This is a genomic window from Polaribacter sp. 11A2H (assembly GCF_011379025.1).
GTDB lineage: Bacteria > Bacteroidota > Bacteroidia > Flavobacteriales > Flavobacteriaceae > Polaribacter.
This window is the reverse complement of record NZ_WTLD01000007.1, coordinates 187029-206817: the sequence shown is the minus strand read 5'-3', so window position 1 is coordinate 206817 and position 19789 is coordinate 187029. Positions and strand designations below refer to the sequence as shown.

At 31.2% G+C, this 19789-nt stretch carries 13 protein-coding genes; 8 read left to right on the top strand and 5 right to left on the bottom strand.

Annotation, left to right across the window (positions count from 1 at the left end):
- Positions 1-601 precede the first annotated feature (601 nt).
- Positions 602-1465: an RNA polymerase sigma factor RpoD/SigA gene (locus GQS58_RS11255; protein WP_015482077.1), complete on the bottom strand. Its 864-nt coding sequence runs from the start codon at positions 1463-1465 to the stop codon at positions 602-604.
- Between the two features lie 202 nt (positions 1466-1667).
- Between GQS58_RS11255 and GQS58_RS11250 the strand changes: the two genes are divergently transcribed.
- The 3 genes from GQS58_RS11250 to GQS58_RS11240 are packed head-to-tail and all read left to right on the top strand — an operon-like array spanning position 1668 to position 3264.
- Entirely contained in the window at positions 1668-2237 is a 570-nt protein-coding gene (locus GQS58_RS11250; RefSeq protein WP_166385883.1) for an RNA polymerase sigma factor, read from the top strand.
- Between the two features lie 2 nt (positions 2238-2239).
- The gene (locus tag GQS58_RS11245) at positions 2240-2425 is read left to right on the top strand and encodes a hypothetical protein (RefSeq protein ID WP_166385542.1); all 186 of its coding nucleotides are present in this window, start codon (positions 2240-2242) and stop codon (positions 2423-2425) included.
- A gap of 5 nt (positions 2426-2430) precedes the next feature.
- On the top strand, positions 2431-3264 hold the full coding sequence (locus tag GQS58_RS11240; RefSeq protein ID WP_166385881.1) for a mechanosensitive ion channel family protein: 834 nt from the start codon (positions 2431-2433) through the stop codon (positions 3262-3264).
- Positions 3265-3440: 176 nt separating this feature from the next.
- On the opposite strand, the gene GQS58_RS11235 is transcribed toward GQS58_RS11240, so the two are convergent.
- Complete coding sequence (locus GQS58_RS11235) at positions 3441-4055, bottom strand: deoxynucleoside kinase (protein WP_166385879.1); 615 nt, start codon at positions 4053-4055, stop codon at positions 3441-3443.
- 348 nt (positions 4056-4403) lie between these two features.
- Here GQS58_RS11235 and GQS58_RS11230 point away from each other — a divergent pair, with 348 nt between their 5' ends.
- The 4 genes from GQS58_RS11230 (at position 4404) to gldA (ending at position 9808) form a co-directional block, all read left to right on the top strand.
- Complete coding sequence (locus GQS58_RS11230; protein ID WP_166385877.1) at positions 4404-5255, top strand: GLPGLI family protein; 852 nt, start codon at positions 4404-4406, stop codon at positions 5253-5255.
- A 33-nt stretch (positions 5256-5288) separates the two neighbouring features.
- Complete coding sequence (locus GQS58_RS11225; protein WP_166385876.1) at positions 5289-8021, top strand: TonB-dependent receptor; 2733 nt, start codon at positions 5289-5291, stop codon at positions 8019-8021.
- 74 nt (positions 8022-8095) lie between these two features.
- A complete protein-coding gene (locus tag GQS58_RS11220; RefSeq protein WP_166385874.1) occupies positions 8096-8866 on the top strand; it encodes a hypothetical protein in 771 nt (256 codons plus the stop codon).
- Positions 8867-8914: 48 nt separating this feature from the next.
- Entirely contained in the window at positions 8915-9808 is an 894-nt protein-coding gene (gene gldA / locus GQS58_RS11215; protein WP_166385872.1) for a gliding motility-associated ABC transporter ATP-binding subunit GldA, read from the top strand.
- Between the two features lie 171 nt (positions 9809-9979).
- On the opposite strand, the gene GQS58_RS11210 is transcribed toward gldA, so the two are convergent.
- Positions 9980-10630: an HAD family hydrolase gene (locus GQS58_RS11210; protein ID WP_166385870.1), complete on the bottom strand. Its 651-nt coding sequence runs from the start codon at positions 10628-10630 to the stop codon at positions 9980-9982.
- Positions 10630-11943, bottom strand: coding sequence for a D-arabinono-1,4-lactone oxidase (locus GQS58_RS11205; RefSeq protein WP_166385868.1), 1314 nt, complete (start codon positions 11941-11943; stop codon positions 10630-10632). Before GQS58_RS11205 ends, GQS58_RS11210 begins: the two co-directional genes overlap by 1 nt.
- Before the next feature lie 319 nt (positions 11944-12262).
- On the opposite strand from GQS58_RS11205, the gene GQS58_RS11200 reads away from it, so the two are divergent.
- Positions 12263-14884, top strand: a complete 2622-nt coding sequence (locus GQS58_RS11200) for a TonB-dependent receptor (protein ID WP_240914598.1) — start codon at positions 12263-12265, stop codon at positions 14882-14884.
- 61 nt (positions 14885-14945) lie between these two features.
- Here the strand turns inward: GQS58_RS11200 and dnaE are convergent, their stop codons facing one another.
- Positions 14946-19286, bottom strand: coding sequence for a DNA polymerase III subunit alpha (gene dnaE, locus GQS58_RS11195; protein ID WP_166385866.1), 4341 nt, complete (start codon positions 19284-19286; stop codon positions 14946-14948).
- Between the last annotated feature and the right edge of the window lie 503 nt (positions 19287-19789).

Sequence of the window (19789 nt, the reverse complement as noted above, 5' to 3'; positions counted from 1 at the left end):
AAAGTAAATTAAAATAGTTAGCCTCCGCTAGCGCTAGCGTCCCGATTGTGCCAATACAACTACTTCTTTGAAAGGGATGATACTATTTTTCTCTTTTTATAACTGATTCATGAGGTATGAGCGAGACGCTCGCACCAGCATTGGGAAAGTAAATTAAAATAGTTAGCTTCCGCTAGCGCGAGCGTCCCGCTCGTGCCAATACAACTACTTCTTTGAAAGCGATCATATTATTTTTCTCTTTTTACAACTGATTCATGGGTACGAACGAGACGCTCCCACCGGCATTGGGAAAGTTGTTTTTTTGAATTCTACCTGTTATTCCACTATTGCATCCAGACTATTGCATTCTTTGGATGCTTGCTGTTTTATACCATTAGTATTCTTACAAAAATTAAAAGGAGGTCATTGTAAAAAGGGAATAAGCTTATAAACAAGTTTAGCCCTGATTGAAGTGGCATCCTTTTTTGTTTTTACAAAAAAGATATAGCGGAAAGCAGGAAATAGCTTCAAAAAAAAAACTCCCAAAAATGAATTTGAGAGTTTATATATGCTTCACGCCTTTTACAAGCAAGAGTGAGATACCAAAAGAGGTCTGCGACCTCTATCCTAAGTATGTCATTAAAATTTTAGATCTAGAGGTGTGTTTTAATCTTCTAATTGCTTTTTCTTTAATTTGACGAACACGCTCACGAGTTAAATCGAAAGTTTCACCAATTTCTTCTAAAGTCATTGGTTGGTGCTCACCTAAACCGAAGTATAATTTTACAACATCTGCCTCTCTTGGAGTAAGTGTTTCTAAGGCTCTGTTAATTTCTATTCTTAAAGATTCGTGTAATAAAACTCTATCTGGGTTTGGAGACTCACCAGAGTTTAAAACGTCATATAAGTTAGAATCTTCTCCTTCAATTAATGGTGCATCCATAGATACGTGGCGACCAGAATTTTTCATAGATTCTTTTACGTCATTCACAGTCATGTCTAATTTCTTAGCAATTTCTTCCGGACTTGGAGGTCTTTCATTTTCTTGCTCTAAGAAAGCGTACATTTTGTTAATTTTATTGATAGAACCAATTTTATTTAACGGTAAACGTACAATTCTAGATTGCTCTGCTAATGCTTGTAAGATAGATTGACGAATCCACCAAACGGCATAGGATATAAATTTAAAACCACGCGTTTCATCAAAACGTTTTGCAGCTTTAATTAAACCTAAATTTCCTTCGTTAATTAAATCTGGTAAAGTTAATCCTTGATTTTGATATTGTTTTGCAACAGATACCACAAATCTTAAATTGGCTTTCGTTAATTTTTCTAAAGCTCTTTGGTCTCCAGCTTTAATAAGCTGTGCCAATTCTACTTCTTCATCTGCAGTAATTAAGTCTACTTTTCCTATTTCTTGTAAGTATTTATCTAACGATGCGGTTTCTCTATTAGTAACCTGCTTGGTAATTTTAAGTTGTCTCATCTAATTCTCTATGACTTTTTAAAGGATTAATGTATTGCTACATTTTATTATACGTTGATATTTAATAAAATGTTACAAAAAGATTCATATTTTTTTTTAAAGTATATTTTTTACCATTCACCGAACTAAAATAGCAACTGAGCTTTTTTTTTAAATTTAATTGTGACCTATCGAGTTTATTTGTGTCAAAATAATAACTGAATTGAAAACGATAGACGTTAAAGCTTTAAGCGACGAGGATTTAATCTTTAAAATAATAGAAACAAACAACACACAATTGTTTGCAATATTATATGATAGGTTTTCTAAAGTTGTTTATAACAAATGTTATGGTTTTTCCAAAAATAAGGAAGAAGCAGAAGATTTAACACATGATGTTTTTATCAGGTTATTTGTAAAATTAAAGACCTTTAAAGGGAACTCTAAGTTTTCTACTTGGTTGTATTCTTTTACGTATAATTTCTGTGTAAATTATGTACAAAGAAATGATTTTAAAAAGAAAGAAAAGATTACGGTTGTTACAGATAATATACAAGATGATGATGTTTCGCAAGAAATTGATGATTTAACTTTATTTGAGTTAAAATCTGAAAAACTAGCAAAAGCATTGTCTTTAATTGATCCAACAGAAAAGATGATTCTTTTAATGAAATATCAAGATGATATGACAATTAAAGAGATTCAAGATTCTTTAAACCTTGGAGAAAGTGCTGTTAAGATGAGAATTAAAAGAGCAAAACAAAAAGTTGTAAAAACGTATGAAGAGTTATAGTTATGAGCAATCCTTTTAAGAGAATTATACACCACCATAGTGTGCCTAAGGTTCTAAAAGAAAAAGTACTAAGCGATATTGGGATGATTAAATTCACCCTAGATATTGCTGATTTATTTTTAGTGAAATACCCTAAGACAATTGGAGATTTTTTGAGTAATGATAATAACTCTAATCTTAAAAGCTAAAAATAATGATAAACAAATTACTAGTACTAAATTCTAATATCGATTTTAGTTTTCTACAAAAACTTTGGAACAATTTTACAGATTTTTTACCACAATTATTAAAAGGACTTCTTTTTCTAATAATAGGATGGCTTTTAATAAAGCTATTATTATATATTATTAAAAAAGCATTGGGTTATACCAAATTAGATAGCCTGCCAGAAAAACTACATGTAGATGAAATTTTTGGAGAATCATCTTTAAAAATTCAACCTACAAAAATAATTATAACTGCTATTAAATGGGTTTTAATTCTACTTTTTATAATAGTAGGTGCAGAGTTGTTAGGTTTAAGAATGGTTTCTGAACAATTAAGTAATTTAATTGGGTATTTACCAAAGTTAATTAGTGCACTTGTTATTTTTGCAGTTGGTATTTACATAGCTAACTTAGTAAAGAAAACTTTGTTTTCTATGTTTAAATCTTTAGAGCTAACTGGTGGTAGTTTAGTGGGTAATATTGCTTTCTATTTAATAGCAATAATAGTTACTGTTACAGCTTTAAACCAAGCAGGTGTTAATACAGATTTAATTACAAGCAACCTTTCTATAATTCTAGGAGCAATTTTAGCATCTTTTACCATTGCTTTTGGTTTAGGTTCTAGAGATGTAATAAAGAGATTATTATTTGGTTATTATACTAGAAAAAATATACAAGAAGGAGATAAAGTTAAGATGAATGGAGTAGAGGGTGTGGTTGCTATAATAGATAATATTTGTGTAGTATTAATTACCGAAAAAGGAAAAGTAATTATTCCAATAAAAGAAATAGTAGACAATCAAATAGAAGTATTTAATTAATTGTTTTTTAAGATTTTGATAGGACGTTGGGGGACGTACTATCATCTGTGTGAAATATCACAAAAAGAAAGAGACCGTGAAAACGGTCTCTTTTATTTTTTATAAAAGTCTCACAAGGCTTTGCTTTGGAGATTCTTGAATTGTGATTTATGTAAAACGAAAATCACTATTTTCTACTAAAAAAGCCCGTTTATTTGAGCGTCTATTCTATCTATAATATATCCCAAATCTTCTTGATTGTCTACAAAATCTAAATTATCTACATCAATTATTAATAATTTTCCCTTTGTATAAGTAGATATCCAAGCTTCATAACGTTCGTTTAATCTACTTAAATAATCGATACTAATAGAATTCTCATAATCTCTGCCACGTTTATGTATTTGTCCAACTAAGGTAGAAATGTCTGCACGTAAGTAAATTAATAAATCTGGTGGAGTTACAAGGTTTTCCATTAATTCAAATAAAGAGCTATAATTACTATAATCTCTATTAGTCATTAAACCCATAGCGTGTAAATTAGGAGCAAAAATATGCGCATCTTCATAAATAGTTCTATCCTGAATAATATTTTCACCAGACTCTCTTAATTCTAAAATCTGACGAAAACGACTATTTAAAAAATAAACTTGTAAATTAAAAGACCAACGTTCCATTTGTGTATAAAAATCGTCTAAATACGGATTTTCATCAACAGACTCAAAATGAGGTTTCCATTTGTAATGTTTGGCTAATAATTTGGTTAGCGTGGTTTTACCTGCGCCAATATTTCCTGCAATTGCAACGTGCATAAATTAAATTCTAATAAGATTAAACAGAGTAGCAAAAATAGGTAAAATAATAAATAGAAAAGGTGAACAAGTTAATTTATAACTAAAATTTCTAATAGAGATTCTTTAAAAGGTAAAAATTATTTTTTAAATATTTATGTGTTTTAAGTTTAAAATAGGTAGAAATCTAACCTTAAATTAATTAGAACTAAGGTTTAAAAGAGAGGATAGATTGTAAGTTTTAATAACAAGTTTTTCTATCTAAAAAGTAAGTATTTAAAATTTGTTTTAAATGTAATTAAACTTTTGGTTTTTTTTAAAGTCTTAATAAATGTAACAAGCATCTATTACACAGAAAAATATAAATATATGAAACCACTATTTACTATTATTTTAACATTTGTAACTGTTGTTGTTTTTGGACAACAAAATTTTCAGGGAAAAGCAACTTATATGTCTAAGACTTCTATAGACTTAAATAATTTTGCACGAGGTGGAGAACAACTTTCTGAAGCAAGAAAAAAACAGCTTCAAGCAAGAATGAAATCTCAGTTAGAAAAAACATTTATTTTAAATTTTGATAAAAGTTCATCTCTTTATAAAGAAGACGAAAAATTGGAAGCACCAACAACAGGTGGCGGCGGAAGAGGACAAGGATTTGGTGGTTTTACTAGTGGAGGAACACAATATAAAAATACGAAAGATAAAGTGGCATTAGAAGCTACCGAGTTTTTTGGAAAAAAGTTTTTAGTTTCTGATAAAATGGAACAACCACAATGGGAGTTAGGAGCAGAAACCAAACAAATTGGTAGTTACCTTTGTTATAAAGCAACATTGCTTAAAGATGCAAACCCTTTAGATTTTTCTAACTTTAGAAGACCAGGAAGAGGTGAGGAAGCAGAAAAGAAAGAAGAAATAAAAGAAGTAAAACAAATATTAGTTACTGCTTGGTATACGCCACAAGTACCCGTAAGTAATGGTCCTGGAGAGTATTGGGGTTTACCTGGTTTAATTTTAGAAATAAATGAAGGAACTACTACTACTTTGTGTACAGAAATTGTATTAAATCCTTCAGAAAAAGAAGCGATAGAAGCACCATCAAAAGGTAAAAAGATTACAAGAGAAAAATACACAGAAACTGTTACTAAAAAAATGGAAGAATTAAGACAAAACTTTCAAAATAGAGGTAGAGGTGGTAACCGTGGTGGTGGACGTAACTAAATCAAAAAAATAATTAGAATTCAACTTTAACGAATGAAAAAAATAATATTCTTAGCCATTTTTATGGTTACAGTTGTTGCGCATGCCCAAGTAAAATTAACAGGTATTGTTAAAGATAGTATTGGTGAACCTCTAGAAATGGCAAATGTATTAGCTATAGATAAGGTTACAAATAAAATGGCATCTTACGGTTTTACAGATGAAAAAGGTTTTTATAAATTAAATGTAGCAAAAAATGCTACTATCTTATTAAAAATAAGTTATGTAGGTATGCTGTCTGCAGATTATACATTAGAAACTAAGTCAGATGATATTGTTACAAATGTAATGTTAGCTTTTGACAATGCATTAGACGGTATAAATATTGTTTCTAAAATGCCGGTTACTGTAAAAGGAGATACAATTGTGTACAATGCAGATTCTTTTCAAAATGGTACCGAAAGAAAACTAGAAGATGTTTTAAAGAAATTACCAGGTGTAGAAATTAATGATAATGGAGAAATTGAGGTAGAAGGCAAAACTGTAGAAAAAATAATGATCGATGGTAAAGATTTCTTTGATGGTGATACAAAATTGGCTACCAAAAATATTCCTTCTAACGCATTAGATAAAATTGAAGTTTTAAGAAATTATGCAGATGTTAGTCAGCTTAGTGGTGTACAAAACAATCAAGATAGAGTTGCCATAAATATTAAGTTAAAAGAAGGAAAAAAGAATTTCTGGTTTGGTGATATAACTGCTGGAGCAGGAAATGCGCCAGATGAAACCTTATATTTATTACAACCAAAATTATTTTATTACTCTCCAAAATACACGATTAACGTTATTGGTGATGTAAATAATATGGGAGAAGTTGTTTTAGATAGGGGAGATATTAGAAGTTTTAGTGGTGGTTTTAGGAGCCAAAGTCCGTCTAACGGAACCAACTTAAGTTTGGCAAGTGCTGGTATTGGTTTTTTAACTGCAAATGCTAGAAACGCAAACAGAATAGAGACCAAGTTAACGGCTATGAATTTTAGTTATTCACCAACAACAAAACTAGATTTAAGCGGATTTTTAATATTCTCTAGTAATAGCAACGGACAACAAAATAATGTAGATACAGATTATATAGATGCTGAGACACCAGATGAATATACCGAGAGCAAAACAGATCAAACAAGTAATACAGGACTAATTAAATTGAGTGCTGGATATAAGCAAAATGCAAGAAAGCAATTTAATTATGATTTAATTGGTCGTTTTACAAACGAATTTAGAAAAGATGATGTTGTGTCTAATGTTTTAGGAAATATTACTGAAGATGAAAAAGCAACACCTTATACGATCAATCAAAATTTTAGTTATTTCTATACGGCAAATGAAAAAAATATCTTTGCATTAGAAGCAAAACATTTATTACAAGATGAAGATCCTTTTTACGTAGCGTCTTTAGACAAAGATAATTATGTTGATGAGGCAGAAACTTTAGGTTTTACAGAGCCAAGTGCAACTAACGAGTATTACACATTAGAACAAGACAGACGTGTAAAGTCGAATCAATTAGACGTAAAGTTAGATTACTATAATATTTTAAATGATAAGAGTAATTTAAACTTTGTAGTTGGTACCATACAAAGTAAGCAAGCCTTCGATTCTAAGTTTTTTCAAATTTTAGATGATGGTAGCGAATCTACTCCAACAGGAACTATTCCTGAAGATGATGATGCGAGATCATTTACAAACGATACAGAATATGGTTTTTCTGATATTTATGCAGGATTAAGATATCGTTTAAAAGCAGGTATTTTTACTTTTACTCCTGGTTTTACTTTGCATGCGTATGATGTGCAAAATACACAATATGGAACAGAAATTTTTGAAGATCAATTTCAAAAATTCTTTCCAGAATTGTCTATAATCGCACAGTTTAAACAAAGTGAATCTTTACAGTTTTCTTACAAACAGGAAGTTAATTTTACAGATGTAAATCAGCTTGCAAAAGGTATTGTAGCAAATAGTTATAGTTCTTTTTATTATGGTAACCACGAGTTGACTAATGCACATTTACATAATGTGAATTTAAATTACTCTAGCTTTAACTTATTTAATTACACAAATGTATTTGCGAGACTTAATTACAAAAAAACGATAGATCAAATTAACTCAAATACAATTTTTGAACCAGGTTCTGTTGTTTCTACGAGTACTTCTTTAAATTCACCTTTCGATAATGAGAGTTTTACGGGTTCTGCAAGAGTTGGTAAAACGTTTAATAAGATCAAAACATCATTAGGAGCTAATTATGGTTATAGTAAAACATTTCAGTCTTTAAATGATGAGTTTAATACAAATAAATTATTTTCTCAAAGTTATTCTGCAAGTGTAAGTACCAATTTTAATAAGGCTCCAAATGTATCGTTAGGATATAGATTAAGTTTATCAGACCAAGATAACAGTTCTAGAAATGCTATTGTAAAAGGTGTTACTAATGCACCTTCTATTAGTTTTGACGCCTATGTTTGGAAATCGTTAACGATTCGTTCAGATTTTTCTTACAATGAAGTAAAACAAGACGGAGTAGTTGCAAATACTTTTCAAAGTTTAGATGCTACTTTTGCCTATAGAAAAGATAAAGATGCAAAATGGGAGTATGAGTTAGTAGGAAGCAATCTTTTAGCTTCTGGTTCTAGAGCATCTGTAAATACAAGTAATATAGCTTTTACAATAAATGAAACTTTTATTTTACCAAGATTTATTAGTCTTAGAGTAAAATATCAACTGTAAATTAAGTCCCCTGTTTACTTAAAAAGAGCTCAATTTATTGAGCTCTTTTTCTTTTCTTTCTTTATTTTAGCCAAATGAGTGTAGTAACAAGTAAAACCTTTTTTCCTGCCTTTATAAAATCAGTAGGATTCCTTTTTTTCTACATACTTATTGGTCTTTTTATAGACAGTGTTTATGTGACAGAAAATTACGGAGAGTCTCAATGGGTGGCAAATATTGTTATGGTAATTGTTTTTACGGTAACCTGTTTTAAAGTTTCACCAAGAATTAGAGAACAACTGTTTTACGCAGTTTTATTAGGTTTTTTTGGGGAATATTTGTTTTCTGTAGCAATGGGTATGTACACGTATCGATTAGAAAACATTCCTCATTATATTCCTATGGGGCATGCTTTAGTGTATGCTGGGGTTTTGTATTTCATGAAAACTGCTTTTACTAAAAAACATGATCAAAAATTAGAAAAAATATTAACTATTATCATTATAATATATGCTACTATATTTCTTGTTTTTAAGAATGATGTTTTTGGTTTTGTAATGACTGCAGGAACGCTTTTAATTTTGATAAAGAAACCTCGTGAACGGCTTTTTTATCTGACGATGTATTTAGCCGTTGCTTTTTTAGAAATAGTGGGTACAACATATCAATGTTGGTGGTGGCCAACAACAGCTTGGGGAATTTTTGATTTTTTACCAAGTCATAATCCTCCAACAGGAATTAGTTTTTTTTACTTTTTACTAGATTTAGGAACTTTGTGGTTTTATAAAAAACGACATAAAGCTGCTTGGTTAAGAATGAAAAATATTAGAAAGATTAGATTAAACCTTTCTAAAGCCACAAACTAAAAGTATTTTTATATCGTTAATATAAATGATCACTAATTTTCTTACTACATGTCTATAAAAGTAACATCGGTTTCTAAAGTTTATAAAACACAAAAAGCATTACATAATGTTTCTTTTTCTGCGGATAAAGGACAAATAATTGGTTTTTTAGGGCCAAACGGAGCAGGGAAATCTACGATGATGAAAATCTTAACAGGTTTTATAAAACCTAATGAAGGTGCTGTTTTTGTAGATGAGGTAGATGTATTACAAAACCCATTAGAAGCACAAAAATCTATTGGGTATTTGCCAGAACATAACCCTTTGTATACAGATATGTATGTGCGTGAATATTTACAGTTTCAAGCAACTATTTTTAAGGTTGATAAAAGCCAAATAGAAATTTGTATTGAAAAAGTTGGATTAACTGCAGAAGCTCATAAAAAAATACATCAATTATCTAAAGGATATCAGCAAAGAGTTGGTTTGGCAGCTGCAATTTTACACAACCCCAAAGTGTTAATTTTAGATGAACCAACAACCGGGTTAGACCCGAATCAATTGGTAGAAATTAGAGCGCTTATTAAAGAGTTAGGGAAAGAAAAAACGGTGCTTTTTTCTACACATATTATGCAAGAAGTAGAAGCGGTTTGCGATCGGGTGATCATCATTAAAAAAGGAGAACTTTTAATCGATAAAAAACTAGCAGAGTTAAAAGAAAATAATCAGCAAGTAATAGAAGTTACGTTTGATTATAAGATTGAAGAGCAATTTATCAATAGATTACCAAACGTAGTTTCTTATAAAAACAATTACGACAATACTTGGTTTATCACTTTTGAAAGCGAAGAAGATATGCGACCTGTTATTTTTGATTTTGCACAAGAAAACGGTTTAAAAATTCTAAGCTTAAATACTCAAAACAAAAATTTAGAAACTCTTTTTAGAGAGGTTACTGCTTAGGCTTTAAGTAATAAATTATAAAGTTTGTCACTTCGAAGTTCTGTAAAGTCGCATAGCGGTGATGACAGAAATTTAACGGTTTATGAGATTTCTCTCTCCGATCGAAATGACAAACTGTACATAAAACCTTCAAACTTGTTACTTGTGTGAAGGTTACTTAATTTTGAAATATTATTTAATCAAATACTCATAAGCTTCCAACAAAGTAGGAAAAACTAAAATACTTCCAGCTTCTTTTAGTTCTTCTTCAGAATATTGAGTTGTAATTCCAATAGCAACCATTCCTGCCGATTTTGCCGCTTTTGTGCCTGTTAAGCTATCTTCAAAAACCCAAATATCTTTAAAATCGTTTTCTTTAAAACCTAGTGTTTCTGCAAGCAGTATGTAGGCTTCTGGTGCTGGTTTTGGTTTTACGTAATCTTGTACGCCAAAAACAGTGGTAAAATTTAAATTTAAATGATGAACACTATTTTTTAAAAACTGTTTAGTTGCGTTACTAGCAATTCCATAAGGAATATTCTTTTTAGATAAAAGTGCAGTAAATTCTCTAACACCAGGCAATAATTTAGGAGCTATAAAGTGTATGTCTAAATGTTTATCTTTTAAGGAATATAATTCTTCAGTTCGCTTTTCTTCTCCAATAACACTACAGAAATATTCTGCAATAATCATTGGAGATTTTCCTGCATGAAATTTAGGAAAAGGAGCTATTTCTTTGTTAAATAATTCTTTAAAAGCAGATGCCCAGGCAGAACCATGACTTTCGAAACTATCTACAACTACGCCATCAAAATCGAATAAAAATCCTTTAGGGTTTGCCATTAGTTGTTTGTTTTTTCGTTAAATATTTCCGATAAAAACGGATTTAAAAACTTATTAGTTGGGTCTAATTCTCTTCTTAAAAATTTAAAATCTTCCCATTTAGTATATACTTTAGACAGTTCTGCATCTTTGGCAGCAAAACGTTTTGCCCAATGAGGTTTTCCTCCATATTTTAAAAATATTTTTTCAATACTTCTAAAAGCTTCATAAGTATCTGCAGTAGCTGCGTTTCTAGAAACACACCCCATTGTAACGGTATCTTTACCATAAGCGTAACTTAACCAAGTTTTGTCTTTATAAACAAAACGAACATCCATAGGAATGTGAATAAACGATTTGTTACTCCACTTATTTATTTCTGTTTTTAGTTCTTCAAAAACGGTAGGAAAAACATCTAAACCTATGGTCCATTCTGCTAATTCTAACGTAGAACCTCTAGATTTTGTAACGGTTGCTTGGTATAATGAGCCTTTGTGCTCTTTTGTAGAACTAAAAAAACCTCTGTATAAAAGTTTGTTCGCAATAGCTGTAATCCAAGGAAAAACATGCGAGTATTTGTATAATACCTTAGAGGCAGTTCTTCTATGTTTTAAATATTTAGGACCTAAATCTTCAGTTATTTCTGTATTTGGGTCTATTTTATCACCAGTAATAACATAGCCTTTGTCTGTATGAGGAAGCCATAAAATTCTTAGAAAATCATGTTCTTTTAAACGCTCTTTAATTTTAGGCAACCAAACACTATCATCTTCAGGGCCTTCTTTTACGTGTAAAGTATAGATAGGTTCACATTTAAAAGTAATTTCAGAGAATACACCAAGAACTCCCAAAGAAACTCTTACAGCATCAATTAATTTATCTTTATCTGTTATAACTTTAATAGATCCATCAGCTAAAACAAGACTACATTTAGTCATGTATTCACAAAGAAGGTTACCACTTGTACCATGTGTTCCTGTTGCTAGGGCACCACCAACAGTAACCGTGTTTATGTCTGGTAAACAAGGAATACACCAACCTTTTGCTTCTATAGCTTCTAGTAAATCTCCTAAAATTACACCAGGTTGTAAAGTTACTGTATGCTCAGAATCATTAAAAGATAAAATTTTATTATAGGTAGTAATATCAATTAAAGTGTCTACTCCAGAAGCAATATCTGCAGAAGATTGTTTGCTTCCAAAAAAACGTACTTTTTCAGAATTAGCAATTACTTCTTGTAATTCTTTCTCAGAAGTAATTTTGTAAAGTGATTTATAGTTATGAGTTAGATTTTCGTTCCAACTTATCCAAACACCGTTTTTATTTTGTTTCATGTATAATTTGAATAATAAGCAAAAATAGTTGTTTATTTTTTTTAATAAAAGGTACTTTCCATTTTTCTTGTAATTAGAATCTATGTCCACTTTTCTTTAGATGCTTAAAGGTTTTAGTATTATTTAGAAATTAATAATTAATTAAAAAATGAGTTAAAAATTAATAGAATAAGCATTGTTTTTATGTGTTTATTATGATTAATGCTTTTGAAAAAAATTTTATAAATTAACGGTATGATAATAAAAAGTTAAAATTTTATTAGGTTTTTTAATAAAAGTTATAAATATTTGTTTATACTTAAATTAAAATATAATTATTATGAAAAATTTGTTTTTTAAAAGAAATACATTTATGCTGCTATTTACATTCTTTTCTTATGTAATTGTAGGGCAAACAATAAAAGGAAAGGTAACTGACGCTAACGGAAACAGTGTTCCTTACATAAACGTTGTTGAAAAAGGAACTTCTAACGGTACGCTAACAGATGATAATGGAATGTATTCTATAGACGTTAATACAATTCCAACAGTGCTTATTTTTTCATCAATGGGGTATACGACTATGAGTCAAAAAATAACTTCTAGCGCAAACTTAAATATTACAATTAGTGAAAGTGATGTAAGTTTAGATGAAATTGTTTTAACAGGTAATCGATCTAAACCAAGAACTATTTTAGATTCTCCTGTACCAATAGATAATGTTAGTGTTCAAGAACTAAAAGCAACTGGGCAAACTAGTGTTGATAAAATGTTAACGTATACAATACCATCTTACAATGCAAGCAGCCAAACAGTTTCTGATGCTACTGCTCATTTTGATCCAGCAGATTTACGTGGTTTAGGACCAAGTAGAACATTGGTTTTAGTAAACGGAAAAAGAAAAAACCAAAGTGCTTTGGTATATGTAAATGATACTCCGGGTAAAGGAGAAGTTGGTACAGATATGAAAAGTATACCTACAGCTGCTATTGAAAGAGTTGAGGTTTTAAGAGATGGAGCCTCTGCTCAATATGGTTCTGATGCAATTGCCGGAGTTGTAAATATTATTTTAAAGAAAAACATTAATTATACAGAAGTAAATGCAAGTACAGGTTATACTTCTAAGTTAGATGGACTTAATGCATCTGCAGATATAAACCATACTTTTACTTTTGCTGATAAAGGATTTGCCAACGTTACCTTTGGTTTAGATTATCAAGAAAAAACAAACAGAGCAGGTACACCTGGTGCAGATGGTCTTTTTGGTGTTGATAACCAATGGACAAGAGACAACCCAGATTTAGGAATGACAATAGGTATGCCAGAAATGAAAAAGGCAGACTTCTTTTTAAATGCTGAATATCCTATAAGTGAGGATACTAAGCTATATTTATTTGGTGGTTTTAATGTTAGAGAAGGAACTAGTTTTTCACTTTACAGAACACCTTACTGGCCTGGTGTACCAACCGATGCTGCAAGCAATCCATTATATGATGGAGTTGGAGATTACCAAGGTTTTCAACCAACTTTTGAAACAGGCATTAATGATAATTTATTAACTGCAGGTATTCAATTTAAGTTTTTAGGTTTTAATGCAGACGCAAGTGCAACTTATGGTAGCAACACTGTAGATTATACTATTGGAAATACAATTAACCCAAGTTTAGGTGCTAATAGTCCAACTAATTTTGATGCTGGTGGATATGGTTTTAATAATATTCTTGGAAATTTTGATATCAATAAAAGTATTGATGCTGTAAGTTTTGGTTTTGGAGTTGAAGCTAGAAGAGAGACTTTTGAAGTTACTGCAGGTGAAGAAGCTTCTTATATTGATGGAGGGGCACAATCTTTTCCAGGTCTTCAGCCAGGAAATGCTTTAAAAGAATCTAGAACTAATGTTGGTGTGTATTCTACTTTAGATTGGGATATCTCAGAAAAATTCTTAATTGGTGGTGCTATTCGATATGAAAATTTCTCTGATTTTGGAGGAAACACTTCATGGAAAGTAAACTCTAGATACAAAATAAATGATGCAGCTGTTTTAAGAGCTTCTTTTGGAACCGGTTTTAGAGCTCCATCATTACATCAAGTATATTTAAGTAACATACAAACTTTAGTTTCTAACGGAACTATTTCTAATCAAGGAACTTTTAATAATGTTGACCCAATTATTAAAGATTTAGGTATAGAAAGTTTATTTGCAGAAACATCAAAAAACCTTTCTATTGGAGGTACAATTAAAGCTTCAAGAAACTTTTCTGTTTCATTAGATTACTATAGAGTAGCTGTTGATGATAGAGTTTTATTCTCTGGAGAAATAAATGCTACGGATGATAATGGTACTGTAAATGCAGATGTTCAACAAATCTTAGATGATAATAGTGTTACAAGTATTAAGTTTTTTATAAACGCAGTAAATACGGTTACAGAAGGATTTGATTTTGTGTTAAGACAAAGAAATATTGAAGCAGGTGCTGGTAAATTTGGAATTAACCTAGCTTTAAACATAAACAAAACAACGTTAGAAGGTATTATTAATACTCCAGATAAATTAGCGAATTATAAGGAGCAAATTTTCAGTAGAAAAGAACAAGCACGTATTACAGATTCTAGACCAAACACTAAAGTTTTATTTGGTGTAGATTATAATATTAAAAAGTTAAATATGGCGTTAAATAACACATATTTTGGTTCTGTAAAATGGCAGCATGCTGTAGACCCTACGAAAGATCAGGTTTTTGCGGGTAAAGTTATTACAGATTTATCTTTAAGATATGCTTTTACAGAAAAGATATCTGCAAATCTTATTGTAAACAACTTACTTAATGTGTATCCAGATGAAGTAGATACTAAAGGAGATGTGGTTACAGATTTAGGAGGACGTTTTAAATACCCTTGGGAAGTAAACCAGTTTGGCTTTACAGGAACTACTTTAAAAGTAGGTTTAAGCTATAAATTCTAAAAGAATATAAGCAATAAAAAAGGGAGGTAAACAATTTGTTTACCTCCCTTTTTTATTGCTTTTAATTTAACTTATATGCAATTTGTTGTTTGTCTAAATCGGCTAACAATTCGTTGGTTATATGAACCTTAGTATTTCTACTTGGCAAGCTAATTTCTAGTTTTTCCTTTTCATCCCAAATAGTAAAATTTAAGTTTTGTTTACCAGGGGTCTTTTTTAATATCGATTCTAAGTTTAAAATAGCATCTTCTTTAATCTCTTTTAAAGGAATCTGAATAGTTACTTTTTTACAGAGTTCATCCATAATATCATGTAACAATTTCATTTCTAGAAACTTTAATCTAGGTTCACCAACAACGCCTGTTTCTTTATTAGTCCAACCAGGTTGTACGGTTGTACGAATAAATAAAAACTGATTCGGCACTAAAAAGTGTTGCATTCTTAGGTAATCTTCCCCAAAAATTCTAAATTCATTACTATCACCATAATCTTCAACCGTAAACATTGCCCAACCTTTACCAGCTTTAGAAACTCGATGTTGTACATCTGTAACAATGCCTGCAAAAGTTAAATTATTACCAGCAAATTGTGCTAAATCTGCTTTAAAGTACTTTAAAGAAGCGTTACAAAATTTTATTTCATTTTTAAAATCATCTAAAGGATGTGCGGAAATATAAATTCCGATTACTTCCTTTTCTTGTTGTAATAACTCCATGGTTCCCCAAGTTTCGCATGTAGGAATATCTGGTTCTGGAAACTGAACGGTAGAAGCTTCCCCAAACATAGAAACTTGTGCAGAATTTTCATTTTCTTGATATTTATGTCCAAATTTCATGGCGCGTTCTAAGAACGTCAAGCCTTTTTCATCAGTAGCAAAATATTGAGCTCTATGGGTATCTGTAAAAGAATCAAAAGCACCTGCTTTTATCAAACTATCAAAAGATTTTTTATTGGCAGCTCTTAAATCTACACGTTTTGCTAAATCAAAAATTGAATTAAAATTCCCATTTTCTTCTCTTTCCTGAATAATAGCTCTTACTGCTCCAGCACCAACACCTTTTACGGCTGCCATTCCAAAACGGACAGCACCTTCATTATTTACAGAGAACTTTAAAAACGATTCATTTAAATCTGGACCAAAAACTTGCAATTCCATTCGCTTACATTCTTCCATAAAGAAAGAAACAGCTTTAATATCTTTCATGTTATTAGAAAGTACAGAAGCCATATATTCTGCAGGATAATGTGCTTTTAAATATGCCGTTTGATACGCAATCCACGCATAACACGTAGAGTGAGATTTGTTAAAGGCGTAACTTGCAAAGGCTTCCCAATCCTTCCAAATTTTTTCTAACTTTTCTGGATCATGTCCTTTTGCAGCTGCTTGCTCTACAAACTTAGGTTTCATTTTATCAAGTACTGCAATTTGCTTTTTACCCATTGCCTTACGTAAAACATCGGCTTCACCTTTGGTGAAATCTGCTAGTTTTTGCGATAAAAGCATTACTTGCTCTTGGTACACTGTAATTCCGTAGGTTTCTGCCAAATACTCTTCCATGGCAGGTAAATCGTACTCTATATCTTCGGTTCCGTGTTTTCTGTTAATAAAAGACGGAATGTATTCCATCGGACCCGGACGATATAATGCATTCATTGCAATTAAATCGGCAAAAACAGTTGGTTTTAAAGAACGCATGTGTTTTTGCATTCCTGGAGATTCATACTGAAAAATACCTACCGTTTCTCCTCTTTGGAACAATTCATAAGTTTTTACATCATCTAAAGGAAATGTTTCTGGATCTAGCGTAATATCATGTCTTGCTTTAACAATTTTAACGGTGTCTTTAATTAAAGTCAGCGTTTTTAATCCCAAGAAATCCATTTTTAACAAACCTGCGTCTTCAACGACAGAGTTATCAAATTGGGTAACATACATATCGGAATCCTTTGCTAGAGCAACAGGAACATAATTGGTAATATCTCCGGGCGTAATAATTACACCACAGGCATGAATTCCGGTATTTCTAACAGAACCTTCTAGTATTGTTGCTTTATTAATTGTTTCGGAAATCAAATCGTTTCCGTAAGACATTTGTTTTAATTCTTCTATTAAAACTTTTTCTTCGGCACGTAAACCATCAACTTTACCTTTACTTTTAGCATCATCGCCAAAAATATTTTTTAGTTTAATTCCTGGAATTAATTTTGCAATTCTATCGGCTTCAAAAAGCGGTAAATCTAAAACTCTGGCAGTATCTCTAATAGAAGATTTTGCTGCCATGGTTCCGTACGTAATAATCTGCGCAACTTGGTTTGCACCATATTTATCAATTACATAATCCATTACACGACCACGCCCTTCATCATCAAAATCAATATCAATATCGGGCATCGATACACGTTCTGGATTTAAGAAACGCTCAAAAAGTAAATCGTATTTAATAGGATCTATATTTGTAATCCAAAGACAATAAGCAACTACAGAACCCGCAGCAGAACCACGCCCAGGCCCCACGGCAACATCCATTCTTCTTGCTGCTCTAATAAAATCTTCTACAATTAAGAAATACCCAGGATATCCCGTTTTTTCAATAACCTCTAATTCAAAATCTAAACGTTCTTTAATAGATTCTGTAATTTCTCCATAACGTTTTTTAGCACCTTCAAAAGTTAAGTGTTTTAAGAAATTGTTCTCACCACGCTTACCATTATCTTTTTCATCTTCCGGATCTTTAAATTCGTCACCAATATTAAAAGCAGGTAATAATACATCCCTTGCAAGGGTGAAAATTTCTACCTTATCTACAATTTCTTGAATATTACTAATAGCTTCAGGAATATCTGCAAACAACTTTTTCATTTCGTCCGTAGACTTAAAATAATACTCGTCGTTTGGTAAACCGTATCTATAACCACGTCCTTTACCAATAGGGGTAGATTGCTTTTCACCATCTTTTACACACAATAAAATATCATGTGCGTTGGCATCTTTCTTTTCTAAGTAAAACGTATTGTTGGTGGCAATAATCTTAACATCGTGCTTTTTAGAAAATTTTAATAAAGTTTCATTTACAATTTTTTCGTCTTGCTGATCATGACGCATCAACTCAATATATAAATCGTCTTTAAATTGTTCTTTCCACCAAATTAAAGCATCTTCAGCTTGTTTTTCTCCAAGGTTCAATATTTTACTAGGAACCTCTCCATATAAATTCCCTGTTAAAACAATAATGTCTTCTTTGTATTGCTCTACAAGTGCTTTGTCAATTCTTGGTACATAGTAAAAACCATCTACAAAGGCTGCAGAAGACATTTTAGCTAAATTATGATATCCTTTTTTATTTTTTGCTAATAAAACAACCTGATACCCGTTGTCTTTTTGCGATTTATTTTTATGATCTTCACAGATATTAAACTCACAACCAATAATTGGTTTCATGGGAGTTGCTGCTGTTTTATTATGGTTTAAAACAGCATTCACAAAATGGAAAGAACCCATCATGTTTGCAGTATCTGTCATGGCAACTGCAGGCATATTGTCTTTTGCGGCAGCTTTTACAATATTACCCAATTGCATGGTAGATTGTAAAACAGAATATTGTGTATGATTGTGTAAATGCGAAAATTGTACATTTTCTAGTTCAGCTAAACCATCTGAAGTAGATTTTGTTGCTGCAGTACCTTTTAATTTCTCTAAACGTTGGCGAATTATATCGCTTTCCTTTTTAAGATTGATGTGTTTTAAACCAATTACCTGAATCGGTTTCGGGTTCGCCTCAGAGAAATTTTTAAAATAATCATCATCTACATCTAACTGTTCTTTGGTAAATTCTCTAATACGAATTAACTCTAAAAAACAACGTGTTGTAGCCTCAACATCGGCAGTTGCATTATGCGCATCACCAAAACCAACACCAAATAAATGATTGTGTAATTCTGTTAACGTTGGTAGTTTAAATTTCCCTCCACGACCACCAGGAATCTGACACATGGTAGCCGTTTTCTCGGTACACGTATCTAAAATAGGCAAAGGAGTCATCTTATTTTCGATACCTAATCTATGGAACTCACACCCCATAATACTAAGGTCGAAATTTAAATTCTGACCAACAATAAATTTCGTTTTGCCTAAAACCTCGTTAAACAATACCAAACATTCTTCTAATGAAATACCTTGTTCTGCTGCTAATTCAGTAGAAATTCCGTGAATTCTTTCTGCATCATACGGAATATTAAAATTGTCTGGTCTTATAAGAAAATCGTTGTGTTCTAAAACATTACCCATCTCATCATGCAGTTGCCACGCAATTTGTATACACCTAGGCCAGTTGTCTGTATCGGTAATTGGAGCATTCCAACTTTTAGGTAAACCGGTAGTTTCTGTATCGAAAATTAAGTACATAAAAAGGCTTTTTGGGTGATGAGTTTATTGGTTTTAAACGGACTGTAAATTTACGTTTTTTTGTTGAATTTAAAACAGGTAAATTAGGAATCATTGTTAAATTATAGCGTTATAAAATGTTTGTATAATAAAAATTATTTTCTATCTTTTTGGGCGTGCCCATTTTTAAAACACCAAGTTAGTTGCATTAACTTTTTGCTTTAAAAATGGTCAGGCTATTCGTTACAAGTCCTCGTTCGTGCCTCACTGTGGGCTTTTCACTACTATCCTTCACGCGGAATAAATGTTTAGTTTGTCTTTTATAAGCTAGTAAAAATTACATAAGTTTTGTTTGTTGTTGTGTTATCTGATTTTTTACGCTATAGCTCGTTTGTAGTGAGTACCGTAGTTACTTTGCTAAATCAACCTTTGACGGCACTCGTTGCAAACGAGCGCTAGCGAAGTGATAAGTTATCAACGATTGTCTTAGTTTTAGAGTATCAGGTGTTTACAGCGAGAACTTT